General features: G+C 61.2%; 10 protein-coding genes. 8 read left to right on the forward strand and 2 right to left on the reverse strand.

Annotated features, from left to right (window positions below):
- Window positions 1–1257: 1257 nt before the first annotated feature.
- The gene (locus tag HFK74_RS19380; protein ID WP_180204869.1) at window positions 1258–2838 is read right to left on the reverse strand and encodes a hypothetical protein; all 1581 of its coding nucleotides are present in this window, start codon (window positions 2836–2838) and stop codon (window positions 1258–1260) included.
- A 423-nt stretch (window positions 2839–3261) separates the two neighbouring features.
- On the opposite strand from HFK74_RS19380, the gene HFK74_RS19385 reads away from it, so the two are divergent.
- The 8 genes from HFK74_RS19385 to HFK74_RS19420 are packed head-to-tail and all read left to right on the forward strand — an operon-like array spanning window position 3262 to window position 15175.
- Window positions 3262–4119 (forward strand): hypothetical protein, encoded by an 858-nt coding sequence (locus HFK74_RS19385; protein WP_180204870.1) that lies wholly within the window; start codon window positions 3262–3264, stop codon window positions 4117–4119.
- Between the two features lie 21 nt (window positions 4120–4140).
- Window positions 4141–5148: an HAD family hydrolase gene (locus tag HFK74_RS19390; RefSeq protein WP_180204871.1), complete on the forward strand. Its 1008-nt coding sequence runs from the start codon at window positions 4141–4143 to the stop codon at window positions 5146–5148.
- A complete protein-coding gene (locus HFK74_RS19395) occupies window positions 5145–5627 on the forward strand; it encodes a gluconate 2-dehydrogenase subunit 3 family protein (protein WP_180204872.1) in 483 nt (160 codons plus the stop codon). Before HFK74_RS19390 ends, HFK74_RS19395 begins: the two co-directional genes overlap by 4 nt.
- Entirely contained in the window at window positions 5624–7279 is a 1656-nt protein-coding gene (locus tag HFK74_RS19400; protein WP_180204873.1) for a GMC oxidoreductase, read from the forward strand. The genes HFK74_RS19395 and HFK74_RS19400 overlap by 4 nt, the downstream gene beginning before the upstream one ends.
- Window positions 7276–8865: a glycerophosphodiester phosphodiesterase family protein gene (locus tag HFK74_RS19405; RefSeq protein WP_180204874.1), complete on the forward strand. Its 1590-nt coding sequence runs from the start codon at window positions 7276–7278 to the stop codon at window positions 8863–8865. The genes HFK74_RS19400 and HFK74_RS19405 overlap by 4 nt, the downstream gene beginning before the upstream one ends.
- 16 nt (window positions 8866–8881) lie before the next feature.
- A complete protein-coding gene (locus tag HFK74_RS19410) occupies window positions 8882–10099 on the forward strand; it encodes a hypothetical protein (RefSeq protein WP_180204875.1) in 1218 nt (405 codons plus the stop codon).
- Between the two features lies 1 nt (window position 10100).
- A complete protein-coding gene (locus HFK74_RS19415; RefSeq protein WP_180204876.1) occupies window positions 10101–12908 on the forward strand; it encodes an amidohydrolase family protein in 2808 nt (935 codons plus the stop codon).
- A gap of 11 nt (window positions 12909–12919) precedes the next feature.
- Entirely contained in the window at window positions 12920–15175 is a 2256-nt protein-coding gene (locus HFK74_RS19420) for a S8 family serine peptidase (protein WP_180204877.1), read from the forward strand.
- Between the two features lie 126 nt (window positions 15176–15301).
- On the opposite strand, the gene HFK74_RS19425 is transcribed toward HFK74_RS19420, so the two are convergent.
- On the reverse strand, window positions 15302–16876 hold the full coding sequence (locus HFK74_RS19425) for a hypothetical protein (RefSeq protein ID WP_180204878.1): 1575 nt from the start codon (window positions 16874–16876) through the stop codon (window positions 15302–15304).
- Between the last annotated feature and the right edge of the window lies 1 nt (window position 16877).

The following is a 16877-nucleotide window of genomic DNA, read 5'->3' on the forward strand; positions in this document are numbered from 1 at the left end:
AGAGACGTCTGGAGTCGCATCGAATAGCGATTGCCGCATTAGTTCGAAGGACTGGCGCAATGTATGCCAAGGGAAAAGTGGACGGTAGGGAAACGGAGAGGATATGCAATTTAACATAATATACATTATGCGTATTCATAGGTACTCCACACAGGGTGCCTGTCGTCGTCACTTAAAAATCAGAAAAATCATCTTAAAAAAATATTCTCGAAAATTCATGGACCTAGGAAGTCACGAAAATGATTCTTCGTGGTTTCAGCATATGAAGTAATCGGTGCTGTCCCACTCAGTACATTGGACTTAACCCATGCACTACATCGATGAGTCCCATCTGACATTTTAGCTCTTCGCGGCCTCACGTGAGCATGCCTGTCGTCGGAGCCCGCAGATCTTGGAAGAAATCGTGTGAAATTGCCCTAGATTCGCGTGATCGTGCACCGTATGCGAGTTCGTCTGTTCGTTTGATATAAAGGGTCTTTTTGGTAACCGCTTGTTCGTTTACGGCATTGCTAACGCCACAGGTCCACCTGTAAGCCTGCAAGCACGTCGCTGTGCGAAATCTGTAGCATTCAGCGTGGAGTTGATGCGCAGATTTCAAGATTGCCATACGGGGAAAACACAAACGCCCATTATTTGCTTGCAGACCCTGACGGTTTGGCGATGCACACGTTGTGCTCGCCGAAATCTGGTTAGATGAAAAGCTCAGTGAAATGCTCGTCCGGTACCGTTGTTAACCACAATTTTGACTTGTTAACCACCGTAGTTAACAAGTCAAAAAACAGGTTTACAGCGTAATGTCGAACCTACGTGCCCAGCACGCCTGGGATTTCAAAGCTGCGTAATGCTGTTGGAGCTATGGGGTTTGCCGGTTGGAATGTTACCCTTACTATCACTCGCGCTGCTCTGTCAGCCGCAACTTTCAAATTTTGGCACCCTGCTAGATTAGGTTGGACCACATCAGAGAGCCCCGACGCCGCGTGTCTGGTGAGAGATATGAGCTCTTGAAGATGGTCTACCGCCCATGGCAACGTAATGATCTTTACGTGGAGTGATTAGCTAGCTCAACTAAACGGGTATTTAGTTGAGTTAGATTTATTTCCATTTTATGGCGAGTCCAGTCATCCCTTCAGCGGACCTGCCTGGATCATTAGGAAAGATGGTGTGGAGCGGTTAATAGATTATCGCCTTACATAAAAATGCACGTACCGTGTACTCAACAAGGCTAACTATTCCACCCCTCCTCCCCCTGTTTATATTTTAAAGGATGTCATTGCTATCACCGGGCATCTCAAACCGCATACTTATAGTCCGGTCATGCGCCGCAGTGGTTTTATCAACATCAGGCGTGATGTTTAAAAGCACAGGTTGAGTCGTATCGTTTTTGATTAAGTCCATGACTTTCAGCATTGCCTCAATTTCGGCAGCTTGATGACTCTCTCCACCGTGCACCATACCGCCGCCATGACCATCATGTGGGGGCTGCTCGCCATGTGAGTCAAGGCTCACACCAAGGAACGGAGTGTCAGTAATCACCCAAGGTGGGTTAACTTCAAACCAATCGATACCAAGCATTTGTTGGCGCTTGATTTTTCCGGGGCTAGCGTTTTCTTGAGCTTTAAACCAGTCCTCAATCCGATCGTCGACCCAGCCATGAAGACGCCAAAAAACCGGGTTTACGTGAGATGAGTAGAACTCACCAAGGTAATCGTATTTTGGGGAATTCCACTTATCGGCAAAATCGAATGGGCCTCGCTCGGAGGCTTCTCCTGTTACCGGATCTACTACCAGCTGCCCTGTCTCGGGATCACGAGCTGGCGTAGCCCATCGATTGTGCATCGCGTTATGAATGGTGAACTCAAGCAAATTGCCCAATGCCCCAAGACTTAGACTGGCGAGCGTCGTAGGACTTTTAAACTGCAGCTCCCACTGCCGCATGACACTTGCGAAATAATCCGAAGATTTTGCCCACTCGGAGGTGGATGGGACCATGTTGCCGGACAGGGTGAGATCTTTGCTGTAGATCACCTCACCCGATGCGTTTTTGACCGGAGCATAAACAGTTTGGGCAAGACCTGGAGACGGAATATTTTCCCAGGAAGTGGGAGGCGGTAAACCTTCTCGGACATAACTGTCATGCACCATCTTGATCATCCATCGGTGCATGAAAAGAAAATCCTCTCCAGCCCCATTGTCGAGAATCAAGCTACCCCCTTGGTCTCGAGCCTTGCGAGGCGGACGCTCGACCGCCCAACCAAGCTTGGTGATGTCGGCATAGGTATCGGGGTTCTTAAAATTAGGCCACCCTCCCCGCACGGTATGCCATGTAGCATGCCATAGCCTATGCCACTTGCTTGAGAGCATGGCAAGGACTGATGACGATAAACCGACACCTTTAATATCTCTTGGCTCCACGAACTCTCGCTGTACTGCAACGACACTTGCTGTGACCCCGGCAGCATCGTTACCGTGATCTTTGGCACGCATGACCGAGCCGACGAGGCAGGTACGGCGGTCAGTCGTTTCGGGCCATTGTGGTGCGAGCGTTAAGTCGTAAACATAATCGTAGCCCTCAGTGGAGGATCCTTTGGCCCCGGTGCCGTGGAGGCGGAGAATTAACGGCTCACGAGAGACGACCTGGCCAGTAATAATCAGTACCGCGCGCTGAGTATCCTCTTCATTTTCGGGCCAGGAAAGGCTCCCGGTAATGACACCGCCAAGGTTGGAAAATATCGTCATTTCGGCCTCAGCAAGCTGAAGCTTACTGAAATCGCCAACAATGGCCGGTTCGTTGTTCAAACGACGGTAGGTATAAGTTCCGACCAGCTCGAACGGTTCCATTGAAGTTTTCCTTATGATCAGCCATGCAGAGGAGCATTCCCAGAAAGGTATAGCAGAGCTGCGTTGAAAATATCCGCCATCGCGGATTGCTGATTACGCGGCCCAAAGGCTCGGTATCCCCTGTCAACGATTCGCCCGGCACCTCGCGGAGCAACATGCATGACTGGGGTCAGGTTGATTCACCAATTCCTGCCAGAATTGAAGTCGAAAACTCCCACTTGCTTTCACCTTGTATCTTCAGTGGGTAGTGCTATACATAGCGAATATGGTGGCGATTTGCCTATGGGCTAGCCATCGAATCGAGTCCTGACCGGTAACGACGATTGGGTCGCAAACGCGTATTCAGTTATTTCCTAGAAGTGCCGGTGGATCCCACCACGGGTGCGCTGATGTAGGAGGACGCGGTGGGAAGGTAAGTGAACAATGCTCCTGCGTGATGCGCTTGTTCTGTTCTCCACCGACTGGCAGCTGGATCTCCCCTCGCCTTGGCGAAGCGTCCTGGGCTCAGTCGAGCCCGCCGCCGCCGACGTCGCACCCTCCCTGTCATTCGGGCCCGAGCCGGTGTACCCCGCACGACGCGCAAGTCCGCTACCGGACGCCCGGGCAGACGCTCACGTGTTCCGTGCTTTCGACGGCCTGGCGCCGGAGAACGTCCGGTGCGTGCTTGTCGGCCAAGACCCTTATCCTCGCATTGCACGCGCCACTGGCCGCTCGTTTGAACAAGGCGACCTCCAGACCTGGCCCACGAAATCCAACGAGATAGCGCCTAGCCTCCGATGCCTCGTGCAGAAGCTTGCACAGTCGCGCACGGGTAAATCGGCCTATGTTACCCAGGACGGTTGGTCGACGGTCGTGGCCGACGCGATGTCGGGCGCACTGCCGCTCGAGTCTCCACAGGCGCTGTTCGATCGCTGGCAGCAGAACGGCGTGCTGTGCCTGAACGCCGGTCTTACGCTGACCCGTTATCTGCAAGGCGGCGCGCCAGAACAGGTGCTCGGCCATATCCCATTCTGGGCGCCGGTGGTTGGCGGCGTGTTACGTCATCTTGCGGCGCGCCAGGACAGGCCGGTCGTTTACCTGCTGCTGGGCGGATACGCGCAGACGCTGGCACAGAGGATAGGCATCCGCCAGACCGCCGAAGCCGCAGGTCGCTGGGGCGTCGAAGTGGACGAGGTACGTCTGCTGCATCCCGCCGCGCAAGGGTTCCTGGCGGGCCCGAACCCCTTCGATGAAGTGAATACGAAACTCGTAGCGCTGGGCGAAACCGCGATCAACTGGTGACACCAAGGAAAGGAGGACGCGATGGCTAAGGCCGTATTCTGCGACATCCGCGATACGCTCGGTATCGTCGACTACAAGGGCCACCTGGTCCTGTACAGACCCACGAGCGTCGACTTGCTCAAGAGTCTCAAAGCCATGGGGTTGCGTGTCGGGCTAATCACCAACCTGCCGAGCGACGTCTCGACCCAAGCAGGCTTACAGATGGTCAAGGACGCCGGCATCGACGGGTTCATCGATCCCGATGGCTTCGTGACCAACCACGACGCCAACGCGGACAAGCCGGATCCCGCGATATACCGGTTCGCCGCAGCGAAGATGGGGCTGCTCACAGAGGACTGCATCTTCATTGGCGAGAATCTGTCCGAGGTAGTCGGCGCACAGGCGGCCGGTATGGGCGCGGTGCTCAAGCCGTTTCCGCCGGGCCGGGAGTTCCTCCAGAAACCGCTCGCCGCCGGCCAGATCTCGGACACGTCCAGCGGCCGGCTGAGCGAAGTCCTTCTGGAGGAGGACCACCTTATCGCCAAGCGAATCGTGCTGAGCGCTGTCAAGCTGAAGGAGAAGCTGGACGCCCTGGGGCCAAGCGACGAGGTGCGCACGTTACTGCGGCCCATGGGCTTGATCGTCTGGCTCACCAACAACTTCGTGGACACCTACCACCACCGCAAGGAAGAGGAGGTACTTTTCCCATTCGCGATGATGTGCGGGGTCGATCCCGCCGACCTGGCCGGCACCCTGGTCGATCACGACCAAGGGCGGGCCTACTTCCGGGCCATGGGCGCTGCCTACCGGCGCGTCTGCATGGGCAATCGGGCGGCCACGGTCGAGTTCGCGGCCCTGCTGGGCGCTTTCGCGAACCTCTACAAAACCCACGGCAAGTACGAAGACGACATCCTCTTCAAGAAGATCGGCGACCGTCTGAGCGACCAGGACGACGCGCTCATGGCGGACCTGATCGGCCGGATCGGGCCGCCGGACATCACGCTCTACATCAATCTGATCGCCATGCTGGAGAAGGAGCTGGGGCTATGAGCTGGACACAGACTTCGCAGGCCGAAGGCCTGACGCCGGAACAACTTGCCCAGCTCGCGGTGCTCATGGACCGGTTGCTACCGGGTGATGCACGGCGCGGGATTCCGTCTGCAGGTGAGGTTGGCGCGGCCAACTTCGTTAGCCGGCTGCTAGGGCGCACGGCCGACGCCTACCATGAGATATCGACTTGGCGGACGCTCTACCCCACTGCATTGGCGAGCCTCGACGGCTACGCACTGAACCAGTTCGGGCGTCCGCTCACCGGGCTTACGCAGGCGGAGGTCGACTTTGTGCTGAACGGCCTGCAGGTCAGCGGACTGCCCGGCATCGCCGCGGCTGACCAGAAGACCTGGTTCAAGACACTGCTGCGACATTGCTACCAGGGGTGTTTCGGCGATCCCCGCTGGGGCGGTAACCGTGGGGCCAAGATGTGGCGGGCGATCGGGTATCCGTTGCTGCCGGCGACGGAGGATGCATGATGGACAAGACCTATGACGCGATCATCGTTGGCAGCGGCGCCGGTGGCGGCACCGCCGCGCGGGTCCTGACCAAACGCGGCTGGAACGTCCTGGTGTTGGAGAAAGGCGACTGGCGCCACCCCGACGAGTTCCTGCCCTTCGACGAGATTCACTTCAGCGAGCACAAGGCGTTGATCCCATCGATCGAGGACGGCCAAATCTGTGTCGACGCCGTCGATCCGACCAAATCGCGCCGGGTCGAGCGTTGGTGGATCGGCAACATGGTGGGCGGCTCCACAATGCTCTGGGAAGCGAACCTGCCCCGCTACACCGAGGAGGATTTCACCCTCTCGAGCGTGATGCCGCAAAAGCCTGCGGACGTTTCAATGCCCGACTGGCCATGGCGGTACAGCGACTGGCACCCCTATTTCGAGATGGCCGAATGGGAGTGGGCGGTCTCGGGCCGAACCAACCAAAGCCCCGCGCAGGAACCAACGCGGGCCGGCTACGACTACCCCATGCCACCGATCCGACCGCACGGATCGACGCCGTTCCTGGTCGAGGCCTTTGGAAAGGCCGGGATGAAACCCTACCTGAGCCCGCGCGGCATCAACTCGCGTACATTCGATAGCCGCCCTGCTTGCCCGTTCTGCGGCTTCTGTCAGGGCTTCGGATGCGCGGTGAACGACCGGTCGAGCAGTACCAACACCGTGCTCGCCCGCGCGCTACGAACCGGCCGGTGCGAGGTTCGCACCGGGCACTACGTGACTAGCATCGTCCACGAAAAGGGTAAGGTCGTGGGCGTCGAGTACATCACCGAACCTAAAGGCGCGCGGCAGGTCATCAAGGCGTCGCGTGTCTTCGTGTCGATCCAGGCGATCGAGTCGGCGCGGCTCTTCCTGTTGTCAAAGGTGCCCAATCCCAACGTCGGCAAGTACTTGACCTACCATACAAAGGGCACGGCCGAACTGACCTTTCCCGGCCAGCCGGCATGGAACGAGGGGCCGGAGGGCATCTTCCAGCCTAAGACATCGCTGGGTAGCCTGCAGCTGCGCGACCTCTATGTGATCCGCGATCCGAAGCGGCCTGAGTTAACCAAGGGCGGGAAGTTTTCGATCTACGACCCGATGACGGTCGCGCCTCCGATCAAGTGCATCTCGCGCACCGGCGGCGCCGGAAAGCTCGCTGGCGATCTCTGGGGCGCCGACCTCGTGAACCGTCTGGCCGAACTGCGCGATCAGGGCGGCGTGCAGTTCTCGTTTACTGGCGAGACCATGTCGATGGAATCCAATCGCGTCGAGCTGGACCCGGAGGCCGTCGACCCCTGGGGCGTGCCGATGGCGAAAGTCTTCTACAAGCACCACCCATACGACCTGGAGATCAGCAAGTACTGCCTGGAGCGGGTGGTCACGATCATGGTCGATGCGGGCGGTGAGCTGCGCAAGTTCGATCCTCAGAAATTAGCAAATGAAGGATACGGCCACAACCACGGTACGCTGCGTGCAGGCACCGACCCACAGACCAGTGTCCTGGACGCCAACTGCCAGTCCCACGACGTGAAGGGCCTCTACGTGCTCGACTGCGCCTTCATGCCGACGGCGGGTGCGTCGAATCCGACGCTCACGCAGATCGCCAACGCCATTCGCGTCTGCCAGTCGGTGCCGGGGCCATGACGCTTTTAATCGCCCGCCGGGGGGCCGCCCGGCACGCGCCCGAGAACAGTTTGGTGGCGCTTCTGAGCGCCTATACTGCCGGCGCAGATGGCTTGGCCATCGAGGTGCGCCGCACGGTGGACGGCCAACTGGTGCTGGCGGCTGACGACGACCTCTCGCGCCTGACGGGAACAACGATGAAAGTTTCGACGTCGACCCTGGCGGACCTTTTGGCGCTGGACATGTCGGAGACCTTCCGCCCGCCGGCATCGCCAGACTTCCACTACTACGACCCGTCCGTCATCGGCCGCAAACTACGGATCGCTACCCTCCATTCCGTGTTGACCGAATTGCCCCACGACGTGGACCTCGTGGTCGCGCCGCTGCCGCCGGAGGACGCGGCTGACGTAATGATCGGCGAAGTCGTGAGCCTGCTCGCCCTGCACCGCGTCCTGGATCGCGTCGTGCTGTGCGTCGAAACTGCGGCGCTGGCGGCCAAGGCGCGGGCGATCGCGCCCGAAACGCGGGTGATTACCTTCGCCGACGAGGCTGCCTACTTGAACGGCAATGTGGACGGCACAGTCACATCCCTCGACGAGCTATTCGACGCGGACGGCGGACTGAGCACTCGGGCACAGGCTTTCAAAGCTGCATTCGAGCATGAAGGTCGCCTCGGCGTGCTGGTCCAGCCCTCGGTACCGACGCTGCCGGCGAGCGACTGGGCGAAGCTTGCGGCACACGCCTGGATCTGGGGGGCGCTCACCGACTCACCCCAGGAGCCGGGCGTGCGCCCCGGTGGTCTGACGCACCTGGACACCCGGTTCGCAGGCACTCAGGTCGACACCACCCAGATCGCTCTGGGCTATGCCAAGGCCAACCGTTTCGCGTGGATCCGGCAGCAGGATGGCGTCCACATCGACATCGCACCCTACGACGACCCGTTCCCTGCCGCACCGACCACGCCTGAGGAAGCGCGGCTTCAGCGCCTGGAGAATCGCCTGATGTATGCGGCCAAGGACTGGCCGTACTACTCCGGCGGCGGCCTCGGCACCGTGGTCGGGATCCGGGGCGATTTCGTCGCCGAGACGCAGTACCACGTCGAGGCCGTAGGCCAGGCCACGACACTTGAGATGGCCGCCACGAACGTGGACCCTGGCGCCCATCAGGCGACGCCTGCGACAACCTTCCGCCAGAAGGACAGCTTCTACGACCCGCATGGGGCGCCGCCTTACGTGGGCGTCGAGCACGATGAGGACGACGGCTACCGAATCAATTGGAACCTCGGTGTCGAGTACGACAGCAATCAGTACGGCAAGCCAGTGGGCGACGGTCGTTCTCCCCGCGGAGCACGATTGCGCCTGGAGCGTCGTGGATCGGTATTCACGGCCTACTACCGTGAAGGTGTCGACGCAATGGACAACCCTCTGGGGCCGTCCGACTGGGTCGCAGTGGGCGCAATCCGCAACGAGTCGATGAACCCCACGGTTTTCCTGCGCTGCGCTGGCAAGCGCTGGCGCCAGGAGCGCGAGGACGACCCTGATAGATACATGCCAATCCTGGCCAATCGGTTCCTGTTCAAGAGCCTGAAGGTCAGCCGTTTCCCCTAACTTAGCCGGAGCGCCCATGCCATTCATCGAACCCGACTTCGAACGCCAAAAAATCGACTTTGGTCTGACGGCGGAGGATCTGGGCCCGCGCCTGGATCCGGCGACGACGGCGGCTGCCCTGCTGGACCTTGGATTGCCTTGGCCTCCGGGCCTGGCGCCCCAGCCCAAGGCGATCATACCGGAACCGGACCGCGATACCCCACTGCCCCACGCCGATGTGCTGGTGGTGACGTGGACGGTCGCCGAGGTCGAAGCCCTGGCCGACGTATTGACGCCCGGTATCGGCCGCAACAGCTGGTACCGCTATGCACACAAGTTTGAGAGCGACTATGTAGGGAAGATCCGCGGTGGCGCGCCGGCCCACGCCGCGAGGCGGCTAGGTTCGTACTACCTCACCGAGATCGCGGGCAAGTCACTGCTGCTCTTCAAGTCCGAGCTCCACCTCAATCAGGACGGCATACGCACGGCGCCCGGTAAAGCAACGCTACCGGTTGCGGATCTTTTCCGCCAAATAATCGAGGAAGTTAAGCCGTCGCTCGTCATCACAGTCGGCACGGCGGGTGCGACGTTTCCACCGACGGGGCAGGCTTCGATCGGTGGACAAAACTGGCCGGCCCATGAACTAGGCGACGTGATGATCACCCGAGGAGCAAAGTTCAGGCTCTCGCAGGAGTTCGCCAACGAGGCGTTCGCTCACGCCGGGTACACGTCCAATCACAATCTGCCGACCTCCCGACTGGCTCAGGCGGCAACTCTACTGAAGGTGCACGCCACCAAACTTACGGAGCCGGCGTTCGGCCCGCCAAGCACCAAGTACCCCTGGCCTCAGGGCGGGCTGGTTCCGGGCCATCCAAACGATCCGAACCTGCGGTTGGACGGTCAGGACTTCCCGGCTTTCCACCCCATCCTGACCACCGATTTCTTCGAGTTCGGAACCTCGACCAACGACCTTCAACTTCAGGGCTGTGGGGTTGAGATGGGCGATGCCGTCCTGGGCATGGTGGTGAAGGAACTGCGCGACGCCGAAAAGACCGCGCCTGACTGGCTGGTGATCCGCAATGCTTCCGATCCGCAGATCAATGGTGGTCTGCCCGACGGCCAGGTGGCCGAAATTGACCCACGAATGCGCCGTGCCCTGAACATGCAGGCGCACTGGGCGGTCTGGTATTATGAGGCCTACGGCTACTGGACGAGCGTCAACAGCGCCATTGGCGTCTGGGCGATGGTGGCCTGAAATGGACGAGATCGAAGTCCGCACACTCCCCACCGAAGTGGAACTGGTCCTGGACGTAATGCCCTGCCAGGGCCTGCGCCGAACCTACGACTCAGGATCCGCGCCGCATCCCTGCGGCCACTTCGCCGAGTGGGGACTACACCATAGCTTCGACTATGCGAAATCGGGCCCGCCGCCCGCGCCCGGCGTCATCCAGTCAGCAGTGTACCGCGGTAAGCGGCCCCTCTTGCCCGAGGTGCTGTCGGGCTGTCGCAAGGCGCCAATCATGTGCGTCGGCATCAATCCCAACCTGCCCAGTTGGTGGGATCACAACGCGCTCAATCCGTACTTCGAGGACTATCTCCAATACGCCCACTACTTCCGTTATCGTTCGACAGCCAAGCTGCGCATGCCGGAGGCGGCTTACGCGGCGGCCCTGGCCGGACGCCAGGACGGGCCAGGCGTGGCGGAGCCGCTAATGCCCGAAGGTACTGAGATCCCGGTCGAGCTCCATCCGGTGACGATGTACCTGGCCTACCAATCGCTGCTCGACGGCTTGGCCGACGCCGAAGGCTGGCCGGCCGGCAAACTCGTGGTCGGCGAGGACCTGAGCTACGCCAACATGGTGGCGTGCCCATCCGCGCGCTGGACCTCACGACCCAATCCGCAAGCGCCGGACCTGCCATTGATGGGGGCGAAGCGCGAACAGGGGATCGTCTCCGAGTGTTTCTACGAACGAACCCACTTCCTGCGGCAGCTCTTGCAGAGTCTGCCGGCGGTGATCCTGGTATTCAGCGCCACCACCGCGCGGCCCTTCATCACCGCGCTCAAGACGCACTTCAGTCCCCAGGGCGCGCCGAGCCCCGACGAAGACCTGGATCAACTGGCCCAGCGGGAGATCCGACTGCAATACGGCCACCTGGCCGATGGCACGCTTCTAGACGCCCGGGTGCTGTTTATGCCACATGCATCGGCCAACCCGGCACAGTTTAAGGTAGCCCTGCCGAAAACGATCGAACAGCTTCGCCAGGAGGTGGCCGCGGGCCGGATCCGCTTTCGCCCGCAGACCGGTCGATTGGAGCGTCCGCGCGGCGGATGCGTGTTCTGCACGAACGAACTCTACAGGATCGGCCCCTGTGACTACCGCGCCGAGCTGCGCCCCCTCGAGGTGGGTGCTGTGGGACCGCTGGACGCGGCGGCGGCCGTACCGCCCGATCCGCTGACCGAACGCACAACCCAAGAGCGGCTGCTGGCCGACTTCATGGCGCCGCCCCGGCCCGGCCTGGAGGTCCAGGCGCTCGATGCCGCCGCGCCATCGGCACCGCCCTTGATCCTCTTCGGGAAAGTGGTGCCGATGGCGGGCGATCCGATCCCGAACGGCGCGGTGTATCTGAAGGCTGGATTGATCGTGGCAGTACAGGACCGCGATGCCCCGCCGCCCCCGAGCTTCGAAGCAGCGGCGAAGATCGAGACCGCAGGGGTGATTGTTCCCGGCCTGCTCGATCTGCATAACCACCTTGCCTACAACATCCTGCCACTATGGAACGCCAACCGACGCTTCGACAATCGCTCGCAGTGGCAAGGCCTCACAGACTACCGGCGCTTCATCTCGATTCCAATGACCATCCTGGCGAAGGAGCGCAAGGATCTCATCAAGCCCATCGTCCGCTACGTCGAGGCCAAGTTGCTAATGGGCGGTGTGACCTCTGGCCAGGGCATGCACAGTCGCTTCCGCGGGGAATCGCTCTATCGGGGTATTGTTCGCAACTTCGAGGTGACGGGTGATCCCCATCTGAAGGCCGCCCGCCACCGCGTCGGCGACCTGACCGACCAGCCCGAGGACCTCGTCGATTTCCGCGGGTTGATCAACTCAGGGGCGCCGTTCTTCTTCCACCTTGCGGAGGGCGCGGATGCGAAGGCGCACCGCCAGTTCGAGTTGCTCGAAGCGCACAACCTGATTTCGGAAAAGATGCTGGCGATCCACTGCGTGGGTCTCAAGCGCCCAGACTTCGACCGGCTGGCCGAGGCCGGCGCCAAGGTGGTCTGGTCGCCGTTAAGTAACCTGCTCCTCTACGGCCAAACCCTGAACCTCAAGGCCGTGCTGGACTCGGGCGTATCGCTGTCGCTAGGGAGCGATTGGACGCCGTCCGGAAGCCGTAACATCCTCCTGGAGATGAAAGTCGCTCGGCGTGTCGCCGATGCTCAAGGTGCCGATCTGACCGATCGCGCCATCGCCGAGGGTGTCACTGTGAAGGCTGCGCAGGCGGCTGGCTGGGGCGAGAAGTTGGGTGTGCTGGCGGCAGGCCGTTACGCCGACCTGCTGGTCGTGGACGATAAAGGTGGCGATCCGTACAGCTCACTGGTGGCTGCGACCGAGGCCAATGTGCGCCTGGTGGTGGTGGCCGGCCACGCGCGGTACGGCGATGCGGACCTGATGACGACTGCCGGCATCGCGCCCGCCGCGGGCGAGGCAACTACGGTGGGCGGACGCGCCAAGCGGCTCAACCTGAACCACCCGGCCTCGCCGCTGAACAACGTCACACTCGACTTCGCGCGGTCGATCCTCGCGGACGAGATGTCGGACATCCAGCGAGCGCGGTCTCGGGCGGCATTCTTTCCCTTGGCCGACGAACCCGCCGAGATCGAGCTCGACCTGCAAGCCGACGATGAGTTCGCTGCTTTGGCAGAGGTGGCGCCAGTGGCGTCGATCATCCTCGACACGCTGACCATAGTGGACGATCCAGGGTACTTCGGCCGATTAGCGACATTTGCACACCTGCCCGACTTCTTGACCGATGAAGACGGAGTCTCGCAATACTACAGTCAATGAGGGTGGACGATATGGTTAAGGTTTCGGACCTGATCCTGGTTAGCGTCATGGCGACTAGCGGCTCGGGCGTGAAGGCCACCGAGGCTGCTCTCCTGCGGCACGGGCAATTCCAGCGACAGGGTGCGTACCGGCTCGGTCGTCTCAAAGCCCGCGACATCAAGGCGCTCGAGCGCCTTGGCCAGATCGTCGAGGTCCTGCCCACCGCGGACCGCAAATTGACGATCGGCTGGCTAGAACCCGACCCTACCACCCCGCCGCCGCCCGAGGCGCTTGGCGCCGAGGAACCCGTGCTATATCGGGATCTCGCGCAACCGGGCCGCCCTGAGTACTACGTCGTCCAGTTCTTCGGCCCGCTCAGTGACCCGCTCCGGGCCGAGATCGCAGCCGGCGGCATTGCGCTCGGTGGTTACGTTCCCGAGTTCGCCTACAAGGTAAAGCTGACGGACGACCAAAGGGTGGACCTCTTGCTGCGCCCTGAGGTGCGCCGGATTGTGCCTTTCTCCGCTGAGCAGACACTTCGGCGACTGCGAGTCGTAGAGGAAATCGAGGTGATGAGCCCGAAGCGGCCGCAGGAAGAAGTCATCTTCGACATCAAATGCCACGATAATCGCGACCTGCAGCAAGTGGCGTCGGCCCTGATGACCGACACGCGCCTGGAGCGTGTCGTGGTGGGCCGCAATCGCGCCCGCCTCTGGCTCGCAGACGGGGCTGCCGAGGAAGTGGTGAAACAGAACCTGGGCAGCGTGCCGCAAATCTCGGTGGTGGAACGTTTCCACTATCCCACCATCGACGCACAATTCGTCCGCGCGGGTATACACGCCCCGGCGGCCGACGCCGCCGCACCGGGCCCGACCCAGGGCAAGGGCGAACTCATCGGCGTCGCGGACACCGGTGTCGATCGTACGCACCCCGATTTCGGGACGCGCATCAAGGACGTGGTGCTCCTTGCAACCAACACCATCGAGGGCGACCCTGCCGGCCACGGTACCCATGTCTGCGCCATCATTGCGGGCGACGGCACCGCGTCCGGCCACGAGATCCTGGGTGTGGCGCCGGCGGCAGAGCTGTTTGTGCAAACGCTGGCCGACGCAAGCGGTCGGTTCAGCGGCATCCCAGTGGACCTGAACGACCTGTTTCAAGAGGCCTACGACAAAGGCGTGCGCATCCACAACAATTCGTGGGGGGCACTGGCGGCCGGACTCTACACGATTGACGCCTACGAGGTGGACCAGTTCGTCCATGAGCATCCGGACTTCCTCATTGTTATTGCGGCGGGCAACGCTGGGCAGCAGGCTGGGGCCGATAACGGGCTGGGCCGTATTGCCTACAACTCACTGCAATCGCCGGCGACGGCCAAGAACGCGCTCTCGGTCGGGGCATCGTGCTCGCCGCGCCCCGATGGTGCCTACGAGGGCATGAGCTGGAGCAATTGGGCCGGCCGCTTCCCCTTCCCTATCGTCGCCGACGAGCCGATCTGCGGCGTACCGGACGTGCTGGCGGCCTTCTCCAGTCGCGGGCCCACGGACGAGAGCCGTGTGAAGCCAGACCTCGTCGCGCCGGGCACCGCCGTCGTGTCCGCTCGTAGCGTCGCATCGTCGCCAACCACGCCCTTCCCGGGCCACGGCGACAAGTACTGCTACATGAGCGGTACCAGCATGGCTGCGCCCGCGGTAGCCGCCAGCGCCGCCCTGCTGCGCCGCTGGTTCATCGAAAAGCGCAACACGCCGACACCGTCAGCCGCGTTGCTGAAGGCAGCCCTGATCAACAGCTGCCATTGGCTTGAGCGGAAGTCAGCGATTGACACGACCGTGGGCCGACCGAACTTCCACCAGGGCTTCGGCCTGCTGGACCTGGACGGTGTGTACCCCAAAAACGGCTTCGACATAGCATTCGAGGACATTGCGAACAGCGACGACAACGCACTGAAGGCCGACCAGCCCGAGCACTCAGTGTGGCGGCGCCGAGTGACCTGCCGTTCGAACACGCGGCTGTCGGTGACCCTGGCCTGGACCGATCCGCCGGCACACGGGCTGCAGCACAATCTCGACCTCGTCGTGGTCGACTCCGCGCGGAAGCCGCGCCCGGGCAACGAGCACCTATCGCGAGAGAGCTGGCAGAAATTCGACCGCACCAACAACGTTGAACAGGTAGCCTTCGATGCACCGGCAGGCGTCTATGTCGTGCAGGTGACCGCCCAGAACACCCTGTTCGGGCCGCAGGGCTTCGCCATCGTTGCCACAGGCGATATCGATCCCACGTTCACCTAGGCCATCGCTTCCTTCGATGCAGCCTGCTCCAGGTACTGCGAATGGTCATACCGTTGGCACGCACAAGCCGGCGGCTGGATACGCCAGTCACACACCGGAGATCGCTGCCTGGGTTTTTGATGGACTCTATTCGTTCGCCTCCTCCATCACATCGAACCGCAAGCGCCTGGCCAGTGGCGACAACAATGAGCGCCTGCAGCGTTGAATCCAGAGTACGGGTTGCCCGTTCATATCCCTCGCCAGCATCCAGCGCCGCTCCACCTCAATGCCATTGACGGGAATTGCCAGCGGCGCAATGTGGTGTGGATGATCGTTTTTGTCGGCCTGTAACACTGCCGCCTCTGGCGCAGGCATGGTCACGGGCTCCTGACGCGAGAAGTCTAAGAGGTGGCGCTGCACAAGACGGCGCTGGCCACCCTCAACCTCTTCGTTGAGGGTGTACGGATGCCAGTGCGGAACAATGCCCTGTGCCGGCACATAGGCATACTCACGGGCATTACACGCATCGCCAGACGGTTTGCCGTCGTTGAACCTGAGGGAGTCGGGTGCATCGATCTCGCGCAGCTCGACTTCGCGCCCATCTACCGTGCGCTCAACGGCCCAAAGCAGATTGGATTCTTCGTCCAGCCCAAACTGCACCCTCTCAAGGGGTGCGCTTTCTAACGGGAGTTCGGCCACGTGCCAAAGGATCAAATTTTGCGACGCCAATCCGGCGTCTTCGGGCGTCGTGCCGTCCACCTTGAAGAGCGTCCAGCCTTGAGGCGGATGCAGGCCTTTCCATAGCGGGTTACCCGCCTCGTCCTTGTCCTGACTGCCATAAGTGCGTCCAAACGCGTCGCGCACCTCGATCGACTCAACGGTTACAACATTCCCGGCCTGCGCCATCACTGGGAAGAGAAACCAGTCATCGCTGTGGGAAAAGATCAGGTCGGTAAGCAGCGCTGTGGGTGTGTGCGCGCTGTCTGGCGCGTAGCCGCCCATATCGACCTCGGCGTTTTCAATCTCCCACCAGCGCGTGGATGGCGCGCCTGGATAGTTCAGCGCGGTCGGGATCGCCTCACACGCCTCGGGCTCAGGCACCGCCTGGCCGGCCTGCGTGATTGCGTCAACCGAGTACCAGTCCATTAGCCCGCCGTGGTGGCGCTGCACCATCAGCCGCTGCTGGTCGGCGGTAAATGCCGTCTGCTCGCTCTGCTGGTATAGCAGGTACGCGCTATCCCACGCCGATGCACTATCGATCGGGATGTCGACCCCGAACTCGGAATCGGCTATCCCCAGCCCTGCCCGTCCCAGCCAGATCATCAATCCATCAGGCTGCCCTTCAAAGTACTCATAAGGGGGCGGCGGCTTTAAAAACATCAGTTTCCGGACATTATCCACGGCCGGGTGATCTTCAAAGCGTCTACCGATACGCACCCGACGCCCCATCGTCCACCAGTCATCAATCTCTGACTCGACAATCGCCTCTGCGGGAATGACCATCGGGTCGAAGCGTGGATCTGCGGCACTGATACCTTGGCTGCTCAGCCCATAACTGACCCAGGTGGGCGACGATGCGTTCTCGCCCTGGTGTTCGCCCATCTGCCATTGGCGCGCTAAAAACCAGAGGGGGTCGTGCACTGCCGCAGCAATGCCAGCTTCCAGGTTTCGTTCGTGCGGTCGCGGCTCCAGTCGTATATGAGTTGCAATTGTGAGCGGCATG

Origin of the sequence: Pseudomonas sp. SbOxS1 (assembly GCF_013416725.1) — a bacterium.
Lineage (GTDB): Bacteria > Pseudomonadota > Gammaproteobacteria > Pseudomonadales > Pseudomonadaceae > Aquipseudomonas.